Below are 14,621 nucleotides of genomic sequence, written 5' to 3' on the forward strand. Positions count from 1 at the left end.
GCAAGTCGCGACGCGCCTCCCTAACCTGATTGGCATCCGCTCACCGCCACACCCCGAGGCCCTATGACCCCAGCCCGTTCTTTCTCGCTGCACACGCTGGCCCATGCCGCGCTGCTCACCGTCACCGCGCTCACCGCGCATGCCCAGGACCAGAAGCTCGAACGCGTGGAGGTCACCGGCTCCAGCATCAAGCGCATCGACGGCGAGGCCGCGCTGCCGGTGGACGTCATCAAGCGCGCCGACATCGACAAGGCCGGCGTGACGACGGCCGCCGAGCTGCTGCAGAAGATCACGTCCAACGTCGGCGGCCTGACCGACGGCGCCAGCGTGACCGACCAGACCGGCGGCCAGCGCGGCTTCAACGGCGCCAACCTGCGCGGCCTGGGCGTGTCCAGCACGCTGGTGCTGCTGAACGGCCGGCGCCTGGCCAACTTCGCCTCGCCGGGCGACAACGCCGGCGTGGACCTGAACAACATCCCCACCGGCGCCATCCAGCGCGTGGAAGTGCTGAAGGACGGCGCCTCCGCCATCTACGGCACCGATGCGATGGGCGGCGTCATCAACTTCATCACCCGCAAGGACTACCAAGGCGCCGACCTGAGCGTCTACGGCCTGCGCACGCAGGACGGCGGCGCCGGCAAGACGACGTTCAGCGCCTCCGGCGGCTTCGGCGACCTCGCGCGCGACCGCTTCAACGTGTTCGCCGCGCTGGACGTGCAGCAACTCGACGCGCTGGACGCCAGCCAGCGCGACTTCATCCAGGCATACAGCCTGCCCACGCGGCTGCCGCCGCAGACGTCCAGCAACAGCTTCCCGGCCAACGTGGACCTGACGTCCGGCCAGCTCAGCGCGCTGAACGCCTTCGTGCTGGCCAACCCCAACACCGCCCTCAAGGGCAGCAACGCCAACGGCACCTGGAACCCGGGTGGCGTGAACTCCGGCTCGCGCCGCGTGAACTTCGGCAAGGCCTCGTGCACCGGCGGGCTGAACCCGAATTCCGTGCAGCCGCTGGGCCTGGGCGGCCGCGAGGGCTGCTCCTACGACTACGTCGCCGGCTCGGAGATCTACCCCAAGTCCGACAAGGCCAGCGTCATCGGCCGCGCGACCTTGCAGCTGGCCGAGGAGCACCAGCTGTTCATCGAGGCGCTGTTCGCCAAGACCGACACCGACTACGCCGCCTCACCCGCCACGGCGCGCTTCCGCACCGCCTCGGGCATCACGCTGCCGGCGTCGCTGCAGGCCGTCACCGGCATCACCAGTGCGGTGGATTTCCGCTTCCGCCTGGAAGACGCCGGCAAGCGCATCAGCCGCGTGGAGAGCCAGGCCACCCGCGTCGTGGCCGGCGCCAACGGCCGTTTCGCCGACTGGGACTACGACGTCGCGCTGAACCACAGCGTCAACAAAGCCACCGACACCAACCTCGACGGCTGGGTGTCACTGACAAAGCTGGAAGCCGGCATCAAGGCGGGCGCCTACAACCCCTTCCAGCGTGCCAGCGACGCCAGCGCCGGCCGCGCCTTCATGAACAGCATCCGCATCGACGGCGCCGCGCGCATCGCCGAGGGCAGCAGCACCAGCCTGGACGGCAAGCTGACCCGCGCGCTCACCACGCTGGCCGGCGGCGACCTGATGCTGGCCGTGGGCGCCGAGCTGCGCCGCGAGAAGCTGCAGTTCCGCGCGACCGATGCGCTCAAGAGCAACGACGTCAACAACGACCGCTCCAGCTCCGGCCCGCTGCTGGCCGACACCGACCACCACCGCGACGTGATGGGCGCCTTCGCCGAGCTGAGCGCGCCGTTCACCAAGCAGTGGGAAGGCCAGTTGGCGCTGCGCCACGACCGCTACGACGGCATCTACGACGCCGCCACCAACACCACGTCGCCCAAGCTCAACACCACCAACCCCAAGCTGGGCCTGAGCTTCCGCCCCGACCGCACGCTGCTGGCGCGCGCGTCCTACGGCACCGGCTTCCGTGCGCCGACGGTGTCGGAGCTGTTCCGCCCGCTGCGCTCCGGCATCACGGCCAGCTTCGTGAAGGACCCGGTGTCCGGCGAGGTCGCGCAGATGGCGGTGGACCGCTACTCCAACCCGGCGCTCAAGCCCGAGAAGAGCAAGCAGTTCAACATCGGCATGGTGTTCGAGCCGAACAAGCAGTGGAACGGCAGCGTCGACTACTGGGCCATCCGCAAGACCGACATCATTTCCGAGATCGGCGAGGAGACCATCTTCACCAACCCGATCTACTACAACGACCCCACCATCGTGAAGCGCTTCTCCGACGGCTTCGTCGAGTTCGTCAACGTGAAGAAGGAGAACCGCGGCAAGCTCGACACCTCGGGCCTGGACGTGTCGCTGGCCTGGCGCGGCGAGAACACCGCCTACGGCCGCTTCGGCGCCAGCCTGGCGGGCACGCTGATCACCGAGTACAAGTTCAACACCGACCCGCGCTCGCCCATGGTGGACGGCCTGGGCAAGTTCCGCGACGACAAGGCCGTGCAACGCTGGCGCCACAAGCTCAGCGTGGACTGGGACCTGCGCGACGTCGGCCTGACGCTGGCCAACACCTACCTGTCCGGCTACCGCGACCAGAACACGCCGGGCCTGGCCGCGCCGGAATGGAACGACCGCGACGTGAAGCCCTACTCGCTGTGGGACCTGACGGGCAGCTACCGCATCACGCCGCAGCTGCGCCTGCGCGCCGGCGTGCTGAACCTGGCCGACACGGCCCCGCCGTTCACCAACCAGTCGCGCTACTTCCAGGTCACCTGGGACCCGACCTATGGTGACCCGCGCGGCCGCAGCTACTTCGTCAGCCTGAGCTACGCGATGCGCTGAAGGGCCGCGGCCTGAACCGGGGCGGGCATCGGGCGCCGCACCGGTTCACGCACCGGTTCAGTTGGCCAGGCGCGTCGCCCGCTCCAGCAGCAGCGCGCGCTGCACCTCGTTGTGCTGCAGCTCCGCAGCGCGCAGGTAGGCCTCACGGGCCTCGGTCACGCGGCCCAGGCGCTCCAGCACATCGGCCTGGGCGCCGGCCAGGTAGGGGTAGCGCTGCAGCTGCGGCTCGGCGGCCAGCGCGTCCAGCAGCGGCAGCGCGGCGGCCGGGCCGTCGGCGAAGCTGATGGCCAGCGCGCGGTTCAGCGCGATGACGGGCGAGGGGTTCAGCGCCAGCAGGCGGTCATAGCCCTGCACGATGGCGCGCCAGTCGGTGTCCTCGGCGCGCGCCGCGCGCGCATGGCAGGCCGCGATGGACGCCTGCAGCGTGTACGGCCCGGGCTCGCCCAGCGCCAGCGCTTGCGTGAGCGCCGCCAGGCCGCGCTGGATGAGCAGGCGGTCCCACTTGCGACGGTCCTGGTCGGGCAACAGCACGGGGCGGCCTGCGGCGTCCAGCCGCGCGGGCAGGCGCGAGGCCTGGATCTCCAGCAACGCGGCCAGGCCGTGCACCTCGCCGTCCTGCGGCAGCAGGTGCTGCAGCTGGCGGGCCAGGCGCAGGGCTTCGTCGCACAGCGCCGGGCGCAGCAGCGTCGCGCCGCTGCCGGCGCTGTGGCCCTCGTTGAAGATCAGGTAGACCACGGCCAGCACGGCGCCCAGGCGCTGCTCGCGCTCCTCGGCCGGCGGCAGCTCATAGGCCTGGCCGTTGAGCGCCTTCTTGGCGCGCACGATGCGCTGCGCGACGGTGGCCTCGGGCTGCAGGAAGGCCCGGGCGATCTCGGCGGTCTCCAGCCCGCCCAGCAGTCGCAGCGTCAGCGCCACCTGCGCCTCGCGCGGCAGCACGGGGTGGCAGGCGATGAAGATGAGCCGCAGCAGCTCGTCGCCGATGGCGGCCTGGTCGCGCGCGGCGTCGAGCTGCTCGGTGAAGTCGGGCACGACGTGGGTGCCATAGGCCGCGTCGTCGGCCGCGAGGTGCTCATGCTCGCGCGCCAGCATCGCGCGGCGGCGCAGCCGGTCCAGCGCCTTGTTGCGGGTGGCGGTCATCAGCCACGCGGCCGGGTTGGCGGGCTGGCCGTCGCGCGGCCAGCTGTCCAGCGCGGCGATGAGGGCGTCCTGCGCGCAGTCCTCGGCCTCGTCCAGGTCGTGCAGCAGCTTGGCCGCCGCGCCGACAAGGCGGCTGCGCTCCAGGCGCCAGACGCCGGCGGCGATGTCGGCATGGCTCACGCGCTCACTGCCCGTCGTAGGCGCGCTGCAGCGCGGCGAGGTCGATCTTCTCCATGGCCCAGATCGCCTGGAACACGCGCTGCACGCGGGCCGCGTCGGGGTCCCGGATCATGTCGAACCAGGCTGCGGGGATGATCTGCCAGGACAGGCCCCACGCGTCCTCCACCCAGCCGCAGGCCTTGGGCTTGCCGCCCTGGGCCTGCAGCTGTTCCCACAGGTGGTCGATCTCCGCCTGGTCCTCGCAGGCCACCATCAGCGAGAACGCTTCGGTGAGCTTGAAGTGAGGGCCGCCGTTGAACGCCGTCATCTGCTGGCCCAGCAGCTCGAACTGCACCACCATGACGCTGCCGGCCGCACCGGGCGCGTTCTCGCCCCAGCGCTGCGTGTGAATGACCTGGCCGCTGCCAAACACCTGCAGGTAGTGCGCCACCGCGTCTTCGGCACCCTGCTCGTACCAGATGAAGGGGGTGAGCTTTTGCTGGATTCGCATGGCTGGCGCCTCAGGCGGGGCTGCCGGTCATGCAGGCCAGCTCCCAGATGTGACCGTCCAGGTCCTCGAAGCCGTGGCCGTACATGAAGTCGCCGTGGATCTGCGGCTCACGCGGCACGGCGGCGCCCGCGGCGCGGGCCTTGGCGACGAGGCTGTCCACCTGCTCGCGGCTCTCGCAACTCAGGCACACCAGCACTTCCGTGGCGGTGGTGGCGTCCACCAGCGGCTTGCTGGTGAAGCCGCGCGCGAAGTCTTCGGTCAGCAGCATCGCGTAGAGGTTGGGGCCCAGCTCCAGGCAGGCACCCACTTCGTTGCTGAACTGCGGGTTGAAGCTGTAGCCCATCGCCTCGAAGAAAGCGCGGCTGCGCGGCAGGTCCTTGACGGGCAGGTTGACGTAGATCTGTTGGTGCATGGGGTGTCCGGTCAGTGGGTGGATTCGGCCAGGGCCTTCAGGCGCTGCAGCGCGCGGGGCCAGGTGTCTCGCAGGAAGGCAAGGAAGCCGTCATTCCAGCTTTGCAGGTGCACCGTCAGCTGCGTGCCACCCCCGGGCAGGGCGCTGAACTCGTAGCGCTCATGGGCCGGCGTGGCGGCCAGCGGGCTGTCGGCCACGGGCCGGCCGGCGCTGATCTCGCCCACCAGGCGCAGCGACAGGCGCTCATGCAGCCGGTGCTCGTCGACGATGGCCTCCATGCCGTTGCCGTCCGGGTCGCGGAACACGATGCGCGCGCCCTGCGCCCACGAGCCCTCGTAGGTCGAGCCCTCGCAGAAGGCACGCGTCCAGTCGGCGTAGGTGGTGGCGTCGAACATGCAGTCCCACACGCGCGCCACGGGCGCGGCGATGACGATGTCGTAGTGCAGGTCTTGCATGCGCATCTCCTCAGGCGCCGCCGATGGCCATGTCGCCACCGGGCGCGAAGTCGGCCTCTTCGTACAGCCGGCGCACCTCGATCTCGCAGGCGATGCCGACGAAAGGCATGGGGAAGCGGCGGGCCCAGGCGCGGGCCTCGGCCTCGTCGCGCACCTGGATCAGCGTGTAGCCGGCGATCAGCTCCTTGGCTTCGGCGAAGGGGCCGTCCAGCACCTCCACGCGGCCGTCGGCGCCGTAGCGCTGGCGCCAGCCGTCGCGGCTGGGGCGCAGGCCGGCACCGTCCAGCAGCACACCGGCGCGGGCCATTTCGCCGTGGAAGGCACCCATGGCCTCGAACAGCGGGGCGTACTCAGGGCCGGGTGGGTCGCCGCGCTCGCTGACGGCATTGGCGCGGACTTGGATCATGAATCGCATCGAGGGCTCTCCTGAAAGGTGGCGGGCAGGCGGTACGCGCTGCCTTCCAAGCCACGACGATCGAGGCACACCGGCCTCGACAGCCCCCGGGAAACTACCGAATCTCCGGGCCGCCCGCGTCCAGCGGGGCGGTACCCGGCGAAGGGCTCACAGGTAGCAGGGGCCCACGCCGCGCACTTCCACGGTGGCCCACTCCGCCGCCGGGCAGCGGGCCGCCCAGGCCAGCGCGACGTCCGGGTCGTCGGTGTCGAGCAGGAAGTAGCCGCCCACCATCTCCTTGGCCTCGGCGAACGGACCGTCCAGCACCTGCACCGAACCGTCGCGTTTGGCCAGGCGTCTGGCCGCCGTGCCCAGGGAGTTGACGCCCAGCAGCAGGCCCTCGGCCTGCAGCAGGCCGGCAAAGTCCAGCATGCGCTGGTAGGCCACCTCGCCGTCGGCGCGGCCGCGTTCGGCGCGCTGGCCCGGGGGTTCGACGATGAGCAGCATCTGCGGCATGGCGGCATCCATCTTGGATAGGAACGGGCGGCGATTCTGACGCGACACCGGGGCCCGCCGCCACAGCGGCTGGGGTGTAATCTGCCTAAGCACGCGACTCTGTGGAGGACGTGATGGACGACATGACCCATGTCGCGATCTTGCTGGTGACGGCCACGCCCGGGCTGCCCATCCTCGGCGCGGCCTCCGGGCACGCCAAGGTGCTGGGCTACGACCCGCAGGCGCTGCGCGACATGCCGCTGGCCGCGCTGTGCCCGACCCACCAACCCGACGGCCGCGCATCCGCCGCGCTGCTGGACGAACTGCTGGCCCAGGTGCAGCAGGACGGCGCCGCGAGCCTGCGCTGGACCTTCGAGACCCGCAACGGCGAGCATCGCCCCCACGAACTGCACCTGACCCTGAACCTGCGCGACGACGGCGCGCAGCTGGCCGTGTGCATGGTGGACATCAGCCGCATGCAGTTCGCCGAACGGCTGAACGAGGCGAAGAACGAGCTGTTGGAGATGGTGGCCACCGGCCAGCCGCTGTCGCCCGTGCTCGCGCGGCTGACGGCGCTCATCGAGGCGCCGTTTGATGGCCTGTACTGCACCGTGCTGCTGCTGGACCTGGACGGCCGCCACGTGCGCCCCGGCGCCGGGCCGCGCATGCCGGCCGAGTACATGCAGGCGCTGGATGGCGCCGAGATCGGGCCCACGGCGGGCTCGTGCGGCACGGCCATGTTCGATGACCGCGTGGTCATCGTCGACAACATCGCCACGCACCCGCTGTGGACGAACTACCGCGACCTGGCACTGCCCTACGGCTTCAAGGCCTGCTGGTCGGCGCCGATCCACGGGCCGCAGCGCGGCGTCATCGGCAGCTTTGCGATGTACTACCGCGAGGTGCGCCGCCCCACGCCCGAGGAACTGGCGGCGCTGCACGCGGCCAGCCACCTGGCCGGCATCGCCATCGACCAGGCGCGCCGCAGCGAGGAACGCCAGCGCGCCGCGCAATGGCTGGAAGAGCAGGTGCAGGCGCGCACCCGCGAGCTGCTGGCCGCGCAGGACGAGCTGGTCAACAGCCGCAAGCTGGCCGCGCTGGGGCGGCTGCTGTCCGGCATCTCGCACGAGCTGAACACGCCGCTGGGCAATGCGCTGCTCAGCGCCAGCGCGCTGCGCGCGGGCAGCGCCGGCTTCGCCGAGCGCCTGGCGGGCGGCCAGCCGCTCAAGCGCCAGGAGCTGACCGACTGGCTGACGCAGACCCGCGAGGGCGCCACGCTGGTGGAGCAGAACGTGGACCGCGCGCTGCGGCTGATCAGCCGCTTCCGCCAGCTCACCGACGGCAGCGGCCATGCCGAGCGCACGCGCTTCGACCTGCGCGACGCCGTGCTGCGCGCCTGGGCCCGCGTGCAGGCGCGGCTGAGCGTGGAGCAGGTGCAACTGGCCTGCGAGCTGCCCGCCGGGCTGATGCTGGACAGCTATCCCGAGGCGCTGCTGCAGGTGCTGGAGCAGCTGATGGAAAACGCCTGCCTGCATGGGCTGCAGCCACTGGGCAGCGGCCGGCCCGCGCAGCTGCGTGTCAGCGTTCGTCGGTGCGCCGATGAGCGCCGGCTCGCGCTGCTGCTGCAGGACAACGGCGTGGGCATGCCCGCCGCCGACGTCGCCCGCGCCTGCGAGCCCTTCTTCACCACCACCTTCGGCCGCGGCGGCAGCGGGCTGGGTCTGTTCGTCGCACACAGCCTGGTGGGCGGCATGCTGGGCGGCAGCCTGCAGCTGGACAGCCAGCCCGCCGAGGGCACGACCGTGCGGCTGGAGCTGCCCCTGGCCTTGTAGCCCGGGCGCGGCCGGCTGGCCCGAAAATCGCCGCCACCATGAGCGCCGCCTTCGATTGCCAGCGCTGCGGCGCTTGCTGCGCGCAGTTCCGTGTGTCCTTCTACTGGGCCGAGGCCGATGACGCGCCCGGCGGCACCGTGCCCGTGGCGCTGACCCGGCCGGTCGGCACGCTGCACCGCTGCATGGCCGGCACCGAGGCCCGCCCCGTGCGCTGCGTGGCGCTGCAGGGCGAGGTGGGGCGGGCGGTGGGCTGCGCCATCTACGCGCAGCGCGCCAGCACCTGCCGCGAGGTGCAGCCTGGCGACACGCAATGCCTCAAGGCCCGCGCGGCCCACGGTCTGGGCTGAGCGGGCGCGCGCCTCAGCGAACAAGCGAGCGACGGTGGCCGTTGTCGTGGATGAGTTCGCCGTCTTCCTTGGTGAACGGCGGCAACGGGCCCACCGGCAGCAGCGCCAGCACCGCCTCGGACGGCCGACACAGCGCCGTGCCCAGCGGCGTGACGACAAGCGGCCGGTTCAGCAGCACCGGGTGCTGGGCGATGGCGTCCAGCAGCGCGTCGTCGCCCAATGCCGGGTCGGCCAGGCCGAGTTCGGTGAACGCAGCCTCCTTCTCGCGCAGCAGCGCACGCAGCGGCTGGCCCGTGGCGGCAGCCAGCGCGCGGATCTCGTCGCGCGTGGGCGGCGTCTTCAGGTACTCGACGACGCGGGGTTCGAGGCCGGCATGGCGGATCAGCGCGAGCACATTGCGCGAGGTGCCGCAGCGGGGGTTGTGGAAGACGGTGATGTCGCTCATGGCCGGAAAGCGCCCAGGGCGCGGTGAGCCAGCACTGCCAGCGCCGCGCCGGCCAGCTGCGCGGCGACGAAGCCGGGCACGCAGGCCGGCGCAATGCCGGCGAAGCTGTCGCTGAACATGCGGCCAAAGGCCGCCGCGGGATTGGCGAAGGACGTGGACGCCGTGAACCAGTAGGCCGCGCCGATGTAGGCGGCCACCATGGACGAAGCCCGGCCCGCCGGCGCCCGCAGGATGACCAGCAGCAGGCCGAACGTGGCCACCGCCTCGGCCACCCATTGCCCGGTGCCACTGCGCAGCTTGGTGGAGAACTGCAGCAGCGGCAGCTCGAACATCGCATGCGCCAGCCAGGCGCCCAGCACCGCGCCCGCCAGCTGCGCCAGCACATAGGGCGGCAACGCGGCGCGCGGCAGCTCGCCACGCCACGCCATCACGGCGCTGACGGCGGGGTTGAAGTGCGCGCCGCTGATCGGGCCGAACACCTCGATCAGCACATACAGCCCGCCCACGGTGGCTGCCGTGTTGGCCAGCAGTGCCAGCGCGACATTGCCACCCGACAGCTGTTCGGCCATCACGCCGGAGCCGATGACGATGGCCAGCAGCAGCGCCGTGCCCAGGCCCTCGGCGGCCAGCTTGCGAACCAGCCCCACGGTCAGCGCCCGGCGATGTCGGTCAGTGCCTGCTGCAGCGCAGCGCGGTCCATGCTGGCCAGCGGCAGCTGCAGCAGTTGCAACATGCGATAGCCAATGGCCTGGCGCGTCAGCTCGAACGCGCGGCGCTTGCCTTCGTCGCCGCCCTCGGCGTTGGAGGGATCGGGGTAGCCCCAGTGCACCTTGACCGGCTGGCTGTTGCCGCCGAAGAACACCGGGCACTGTTCGGCCGCCGCGCTGTCGCACACCGTGATGACGATGGCCAGCGGCGGCGCGTCAGGCGTCGTGAACTCATCCCAGCTCTTGCTGCGATAGCCGCTGGTGTCCACGCCCGCGTTGCGCAGCGCCTCCAGCGCGAAGGGGTTGATGCGGCCACTGGGCGCGCTGCCGGCGCTGTGGGCCTGCACGTCGACACCCAGGCGGCGGGCCCAGTGATTGAGCATGCCCTCGCTGAGCACGCTGCGGGCGGAGTTGTGGGTGCAGAGGATGAGAACGTGGGTGGTCATGGATCAGCAGCAGCTGTTGTTGGACTTGACGGCAATGCCCACCGGCTTGCCGCGCGACGGGGTGGGGCAGCAGGCCGACGCAGCTTGCGGCGCCGCCGCCTGGCTGGCGCTGAAGGTGGGGATGTCGGACAGGGTCTGGAAATGCTCCCAGGCAATGCCCTGGGGGTCGGTCACCCAATGCTTGTCGCTGGCGGCGTAGCAGCAGGTGGTGGCGCCTTCGTCCAGCAGCGCGGCGTCGGCCACGCGGGCGCGGGCCTTCAGCTCGGCCAGTTCCTCGGGCGTGTCGGCCTGGATGCCGAGGTGATCCACGCCGGGCTTGCCGCCGCGCGAGGAAATCGCGAAGTTGATGCGCGGGTCGTCCAACATCCACTTGGCGTAGTCGGCCTCCAGCCGCGTGGGCGCCACGCCGAACAGCTTCTCGTAGAAGGCCACGCTGGCCTGCAGATCCTCGACATGGGCATGCACATGGAAACGCTTCATCACAAGCTCCTTCAACAACAGGACGGGGATGCGCCAGCGGGCACGGCACAGGCCGAGCCCTGGCAGCAGTTCTCGGTCAGGTAACCGAGCACGGCATTCATGCGCCCGTAGGCGGCGCGGTAGATCAGGTGGCGGCTGGCACGCTCCTGCGTGACGAGGCCGGCATTCACCAGTTCCTTCAAGTGGAAGGACAGCGTGTTGGCCGGCATGCCCAGGCCCTCGGCCATGGTGCCGGGCGTGAGGCCGGCGTCACCCGTCACCACCAGCGCGCGGAACACCTTCAGCCGCACGGGCTGGGCCAGCGCAGCCAGGGCCTTGATCACGTCTTGCTCGTCCATATTTCCAGAATACTCGAATTGTTGTGGCGGCACAAGACACGCAAGCCTCGTACTCGCGTCGTCGCGGCCGCCCGGGTCTGCACGGCCGCTGCACCCGGTTACACAGCACCGACATCAGGGTGCCACGCGCTTGTGTTCCACTCGACCCCAGCTTGACGATGCCAAGCGCTTGCGGAGATCTCGATGATCCTGACTGCCCCGGCCACCACGCGGCGAGACATGCTGCGCGACCGATTGCTCGCCACCGTGGACCTGCTCAAGCAGCGCCGGGCGGCCGAGATCGCTGAGGGCTTCATCGATGACTACGTCGAACTGCACTGGATGGAATGGCGCGGCGGTTCGCTGGCGCTGACGACCACCGGGGAAAACCTCTGCAAGCACCTGCGGGCGCTGCTGAGCCAGGGCGACAAGCGCGCCGGACGCTGACGGCACCCGCCGGGCAGCGCCGTGGCGGCGCGGGCTGTGTTCCACTTCCGGCGTGAATTCCGAAGTCCCTGCCTCCAAGCCGCCCAAACCGGCCAAGCCGCCCGCGCCGGCGTTCCCGCTGCCCCAACCCCGCCACGCGTCGCGACTGCCAGCCAGCCTCACGCCCGAAGACTGGGCCCGCATCCGCCAGGCCGCCCATGCGCTGCCGCAGGTGCTGACGCCCGGCGACCTGGACGATGGCAGCGAAGACGCGCTGGACCGACTGGGCGCCATCCAGATCTCCAAGGCTGCCGGCGGCGCACGCCCCAGCCGCTGGATCATCCCGGCCCACATCCCCGTCGCGCTGGCGCAGCTGGACGCCACGCCACTGGCCAACACGCTACGCCCGCAGCTTCAGCAGCGCCTGCATCAGCTGGAAAGCCTGGGCCTGCGCCGCGAGGGCCTGGTGTTCACGCGGCTGTGCATCCACCCGCTGACGCTGGCGCATGAAGGCTGGCGCATCGATCTCTCGCACCGCGTGCCGGTGCCCGAGGCGCCGGTGTGGGCCTTCTTCCGCGACGGCGACACCGCCGCGCTGCGCCACGGCCTGGGCCAGGCACCGGAGTACTCGTTCAAGGCCGAGCTGGCCCTGCACCTGAACCACCTCGTGGCCCGCAGTGAGGCCATGGGCGACAGCGCCCAGCTCGCGTCGCTGCTGCCGCGCCTGCAGGCCGAGTGCGGCGTGCCCATGCCGTTCGACGACCTGAAGGCGGCACTGACCCGCGCGCAGGACCGCTGGGAACAGCAGGTGGAAGAGCAAAGCACGCTGGCCAGCCTGGGCCGCGAGCTGGCCTTCCAGGGCTACCCGGACAGCTTCGACGCCGCCCGCAAGCTGGGCCGCAAGGTGACGCTCTACCTGGGCCCGCCCAACAGCGGCAAGACGTACTCCGCCTTCGAGCGGCTGGCGCAGGCGCTGGACGGCGCCTACCTCGCGCCGCTGCGGCTGCTGGCCCTCGAAGGCCGCGACCGGCTGGTGGGCCGCGGCGTGCCCTGCTCGCTGCTGACCGGCGAGGAGAACGTGCCGGCCGCCAACGCCCGCGTGGTGAGCAGCACCATCGAGATGGTCAACACGCGCGACGTGATCGACGTGGCCGTGATCGACGAAGCGCAAATGATCTTCGACGACTCGCGCGGCTGGGCGTGGACGCAGGCCATCGTCGGCGTGCCGGCGCGCGAGGTCATCATCATCGCGTCGGCCTACGCGGCACCCGCCATCGAGCGGCTGCTGCAGTTGTGCGGCGAGAAGGCCGAACGCCGCGTGTTCGAGCGCAAGCAGCAGGTGCAGCTGATGCCCGCACCGGTGCCCATGACGCACCTGCAGGCTGGCGACGCCGTGGTGGCCTTCAGCCGCCGCGACGTGCTGATGCTGCGCGACCAGATCTCGCAGAACGGCCACGCCGTCAGCGTCATCTACGGCGCGCTGCCGCCCGAGGTTCGCCGCCGCGAGGCCGAACGCTTCGCGGTGGGCGCGAGCGACATCCTGGTGGCCACCGACGCCATCGGCATGGGCCTGAACCTGCCCATCCGCCGCGTGCTGTTCTCCACGCTGACCAAGTTCGACGGCGTGGGTGACCGGGAGCTGAGCGTCAGCGAGGTGCACCAGATCGCCGGCCGCGCGGGCCGCTACGGCATGCATGACGAAGGCTTCGTCAGCGTGCTGAAGGAGGCCGAGGCCGAGGCGATGAAGATCCTGCGCCAGCAGCTGCCCAAGGAGCCGCGCGCGCCGCGCGACTTCAAGTGCCCGGTGGCGCCCAACTGGCGCCACGTGCAGACCATCTCGCAGCGCATGGGCGTGAACAAGCTCTACGCGGTGCTGAGCATCTTCATGCAGCAGCTGCGCCTGGACGACGCCCACTTCGCCGTGGCCGAGCTGGAGCAGATGCTGGAGCTGGCCGACATGCTGGACCGCAACGCCATCGCGCTGCCGCTGAACGAACGCTTCAAGTACGCCCAAGCGCCAGTGGACGCGCGCCTGCCCATGCTGCTGGACCAGTTCCAGAGCTGGGCCACCAACCACGCCCGCACCGGCAAGGCCGGCGAGCCGCACTTCCTGGACGAGTTCGACCAGCACGGCCGCCTGGACCGCATGGAACAGGCGCTGCGCATCTGCACGCTGTGGCTGTGGCTGGACCTTCGCTTCCCGGGCGTGTACGGCCACGTGGAAGAGGTCATCGACCTGCGCGGCCGGCTGAACGACGGCATCGAACGGCAGCTGAAGGGCAAGCGGCCGCTGTGGCAGCGGCGGGGGCGGTAGCCAGGCCGGGCAGCACGCACGGGCACCTCCCTTGGGATGATCACGCATCAAGCGTTGCCGCCCGCCAGGCCATCACGCACTCGTCAGGCATGAGGCAGGCGTCAGCAGCCGGGTGAAGGGGCCTGACGTTGCCGTCTGCGCAGGCCCAGCATGGCAACACCAAGCAGAGCCAAGGTACCGGGCTCCGGCAGTTGGCCGACCGGGCCCACGAAGTGCATGAACAGCCCGTCCACCGGATTGGAAAACTGCTTCTCGAAGTCATTCACGACCTCGAAGGCTGAGCAGCTCGAGCCCGTCTCCGTGCAGTCGTGACTCTGGAACAGTGAGATGAAGACGTCGTTGCCCAACAGGTCAAACAGGGTCAGCCTGGCGCCGTACAAGCTCGCATAGGCCGAGTAGGGCGTGTAGGCTGCCAGGTACCCGGGGTAGTCCCCGCTGCCGGGGAAGGCCGGATGCGCGACGACATCCTTGAGCGGCGCCTGCCCAGAGCCCGGCGGGAATTCGCCAACCGGCGCCAATGCGTCGTTGAAATACCAGTCGAGCGCGTAGGAGCCGCTCCGCACGCCTCCCTGGAACAGGTGCCCGCTGATGGTCCGGCATTTGTCGACGCAGTAGGAATCGGTGCCGCTGCGAATGGCGCTGACGCTGGTGACGTTGCCCGCCCCAAGGATGCCGACACCGGAGAAACTCGCATGCTGCAGGTTGGCGCTGGAGAAAAGGCCCTCTGCATCACCACGCAGGATGGCAGCGAGAGAGGTCGAGCTCAGCGTATTCGCGTCGGGGCCGCTGCGGTCGCCGAAGCTCAGGCTCATGTGCAGCGGTGCCGCCGAGATGCCTAGGCTGACGGTGGCCAGGACGGCAGCGACGCTGCGCAACAGGCCAAGAGAAGTGGATGCCATGGTCTGCTCC

Annotated in this window: 17 protein-coding genes; 5 read left to right on the forward strand and 12 right to left on the reverse strand. The window is 70.5% G+C overall.

Annotated features, from left to right (window positions below):
• Nucleotides 1-63 precede the first annotated feature (63 nt).
• Nucleotides 64-2,835 (forward strand): TonB-dependent receptor, encoded by a 2,772-nt coding sequence (locus tag NYO99_RS12630; protein ID WP_268167564.1) that lies wholly within the window; start codon nucleotides 64-66, stop codon nucleotides 2,833-2,835.
• A gap of 57 nt (nucleotides 2,836-2,892) precedes the next feature.
• Here the strand turns inward: NYO99_RS12630 and NYO99_RS12635 are convergent, their stop codons facing one another.
• From NYO99_RS12635 to NYO99_RS12660, 6 genes are all read right to left on the reverse strand, one after another.
• Nucleotides 2,893-4,152: an RNA polymerase sigma factor gene (locus NYO99_RS12635; RefSeq protein ID WP_268167565.1), complete on the reverse strand. Its 1,260-nt coding sequence runs from the start codon at nucleotides 4,150-4,152 to the stop codon at nucleotides 2,893-2,895.
• Nucleotides 4,153-4,156: 4 nt separating this feature from the next.
• Entirely contained in the window at nucleotides 4,157-4,642 is a 486-nt protein-coding gene (locus NYO99_RS12640) for a VOC family protein (protein WP_268167566.1), read from the reverse strand.
• Nucleotides 4,643-4,652: 10 nt separating this feature from the next.
• Nucleotides 4,653-5,054, reverse strand: a complete 402-nt coding sequence (locus tag NYO99_RS12645; RefSeq protein WP_268167567.1) for a VOC family protein — start codon at nucleotides 5,052-5,054, stop codon at nucleotides 4,653-4,655.
• Nucleotides 5,055-5,065: 11 nt separating this feature from the next.
• On the reverse strand, nucleotides 5,066-5,509 hold the full coding sequence (locus tag NYO99_RS12650; RefSeq protein WP_268167568.1) for an SRPBCC domain-containing protein: 444 nt from the start codon (nucleotides 5,507-5,509) through the stop codon (nucleotides 5,066-5,068).
• Nucleotides 5,510-5,519: 10 nt separating this feature from the next.
• Nucleotides 5,520-5,924, reverse strand: coding sequence for a YciI family protein (locus NYO99_RS12655; protein WP_268167569.1), 405 nt, complete (start codon nucleotides 5,922-5,924; stop codon nucleotides 5,520-5,522).
• A gap of 147 nt (nucleotides 5,925-6,071) precedes the next feature.
• Entirely contained in the window at nucleotides 6,072-6,419 is a 348-nt protein-coding gene (locus NYO99_RS12660; RefSeq protein WP_268167570.1) for a YciI family protein, read from the reverse strand.
• A 113-nt stretch (nucleotides 6,420-6,532) separates the two neighbouring features.
• Between NYO99_RS12660 and NYO99_RS12665 the strand changes: the two genes are divergently transcribed.
• Nucleotides 6,533-8,230 (forward strand): GAF domain-containing sensor histidine kinase, encoded by a 1,698-nt coding sequence (locus NYO99_RS12665; protein ID WP_268167571.1) that lies wholly within the window; start codon nucleotides 6,533-6,535, stop codon nucleotides 8,228-8,230.
• Nucleotides 8,231-8,268: 38 nt separating this feature from the next.
• Nucleotides 8,269-8,577 carry a YkgJ family cysteine cluster protein gene (locus NYO99_RS12670; RefSeq protein WP_268167572.1) on the forward strand — a complete coding sequence of 103 codons (309 nt, stop codon included), beginning with the start codon at nucleotides 8,269-8,271 and terminating at the stop codon, nucleotides 8,575-8,577.
• A 13-nt stretch (nucleotides 8,578-8,590) separates the two neighbouring features.
• Here the strand turns inward: NYO99_RS12670 and arsC are convergent, their stop codons facing one another.
• From arsC to NYO99_RS12695, 5 genes are read right to left on the reverse strand one after another with little or no spacing between them, the layout of a single operon-like run.
• A complete protein-coding gene (arsC, locus tag NYO99_RS12675) occupies nucleotides 8,591-9,022 on the reverse strand; it encodes an arsenate reductase (glutaredoxin) (RefSeq protein WP_268167573.1) in 432 nt (143 codons plus the stop codon).
• Nucleotides 9,019-9,669, reverse strand: coding sequence for an aquaporin (locus tag NYO99_RS12680; RefSeq protein WP_268167574.1), 651 nt, complete (start codon nucleotides 9,667-9,669; stop codon nucleotides 9,019-9,021). Before NYO99_RS12680 ends, arsC begins: the two co-directional genes overlap by 4 nt.
• Nucleotides 9,670-9,671: 2 nt before the next feature.
• Nucleotides 9,672-10,175: an arsenate reductase ArsC gene (locus NYO99_RS12685; protein WP_268167575.1), complete on the reverse strand. Its 504-nt coding sequence runs from the start codon at nucleotides 10,173-10,175 to the stop codon at nucleotides 9,672-9,674.
• Between the two features lie 3 nt (nucleotides 10,176-10,178).
• Nucleotides 10,179-10,655, reverse strand: a complete 477-nt coding sequence (locus tag NYO99_RS12690) for an ArsI/CadI family heavy metal resistance metalloenzyme (RefSeq protein ID WP_268167576.1) — start codon at nucleotides 10,653-10,655, stop codon at nucleotides 10,179-10,181.
• 11 nt (nucleotides 10,656-10,666) lie between these two features.
• On the reverse strand, nucleotides 10,667-10,993 hold the full coding sequence (locus tag NYO99_RS12695; protein ID WP_268167577.1) for an ArsR/SmtB family transcription factor: 327 nt from the start codon (nucleotides 10,991-10,993) through the stop codon (nucleotides 10,667-10,669).
• A 183-nt stretch (nucleotides 10,994-11,176) separates the two neighbouring features.
• Here NYO99_RS12695 and NYO99_RS12700 point away from each other — a divergent pair, with 183 nt between their 5' ends.
• Nucleotides 11,177-11,419 (forward strand): hypothetical protein, encoded by a 243-nt coding sequence (locus tag NYO99_RS12700; RefSeq protein ID WP_268167578.1) that lies wholly within the window; start codon nucleotides 11,177-11,179, stop codon nucleotides 11,417-11,419.
• Nucleotides 11,420-11,471: 52 nt separating this feature from the next.
• On the forward strand, nucleotides 11,472-13,712 hold the full coding sequence (locus NYO99_RS12705) for a helicase-related protein (RefSeq protein WP_268167579.1): 2,241 nt from the start codon (nucleotides 11,472-11,474) through the stop codon (nucleotides 13,710-13,712).
• Nucleotides 13,713-13,813: 101 nt separating this feature from the next.
• Here NYO99_RS12705 and NYO99_RS12710 read toward each other — a convergent pair whose 3' ends face one another.
• A complete protein-coding gene (locus tag NYO99_RS12710) occupies nucleotides 13,814-14,611 on the reverse strand; it encodes a PEP-CTERM sorting domain-containing protein (protein WP_268167580.1) in 798 nt (265 codons plus the stop codon).
• Between the last annotated feature and the right edge of the window lie 10 nt (nucleotides 14,612-14,621).

The organism is Roseateles hydrophilus, from assembly GCF_026712245.1.
Taxonomy (GTDB): Bacteria; Pseudomonadota; Gammaproteobacteria; order Burkholderiales; family Burkholderiaceae_C; genus Pelomonas; species Pelomonas hydrophilus.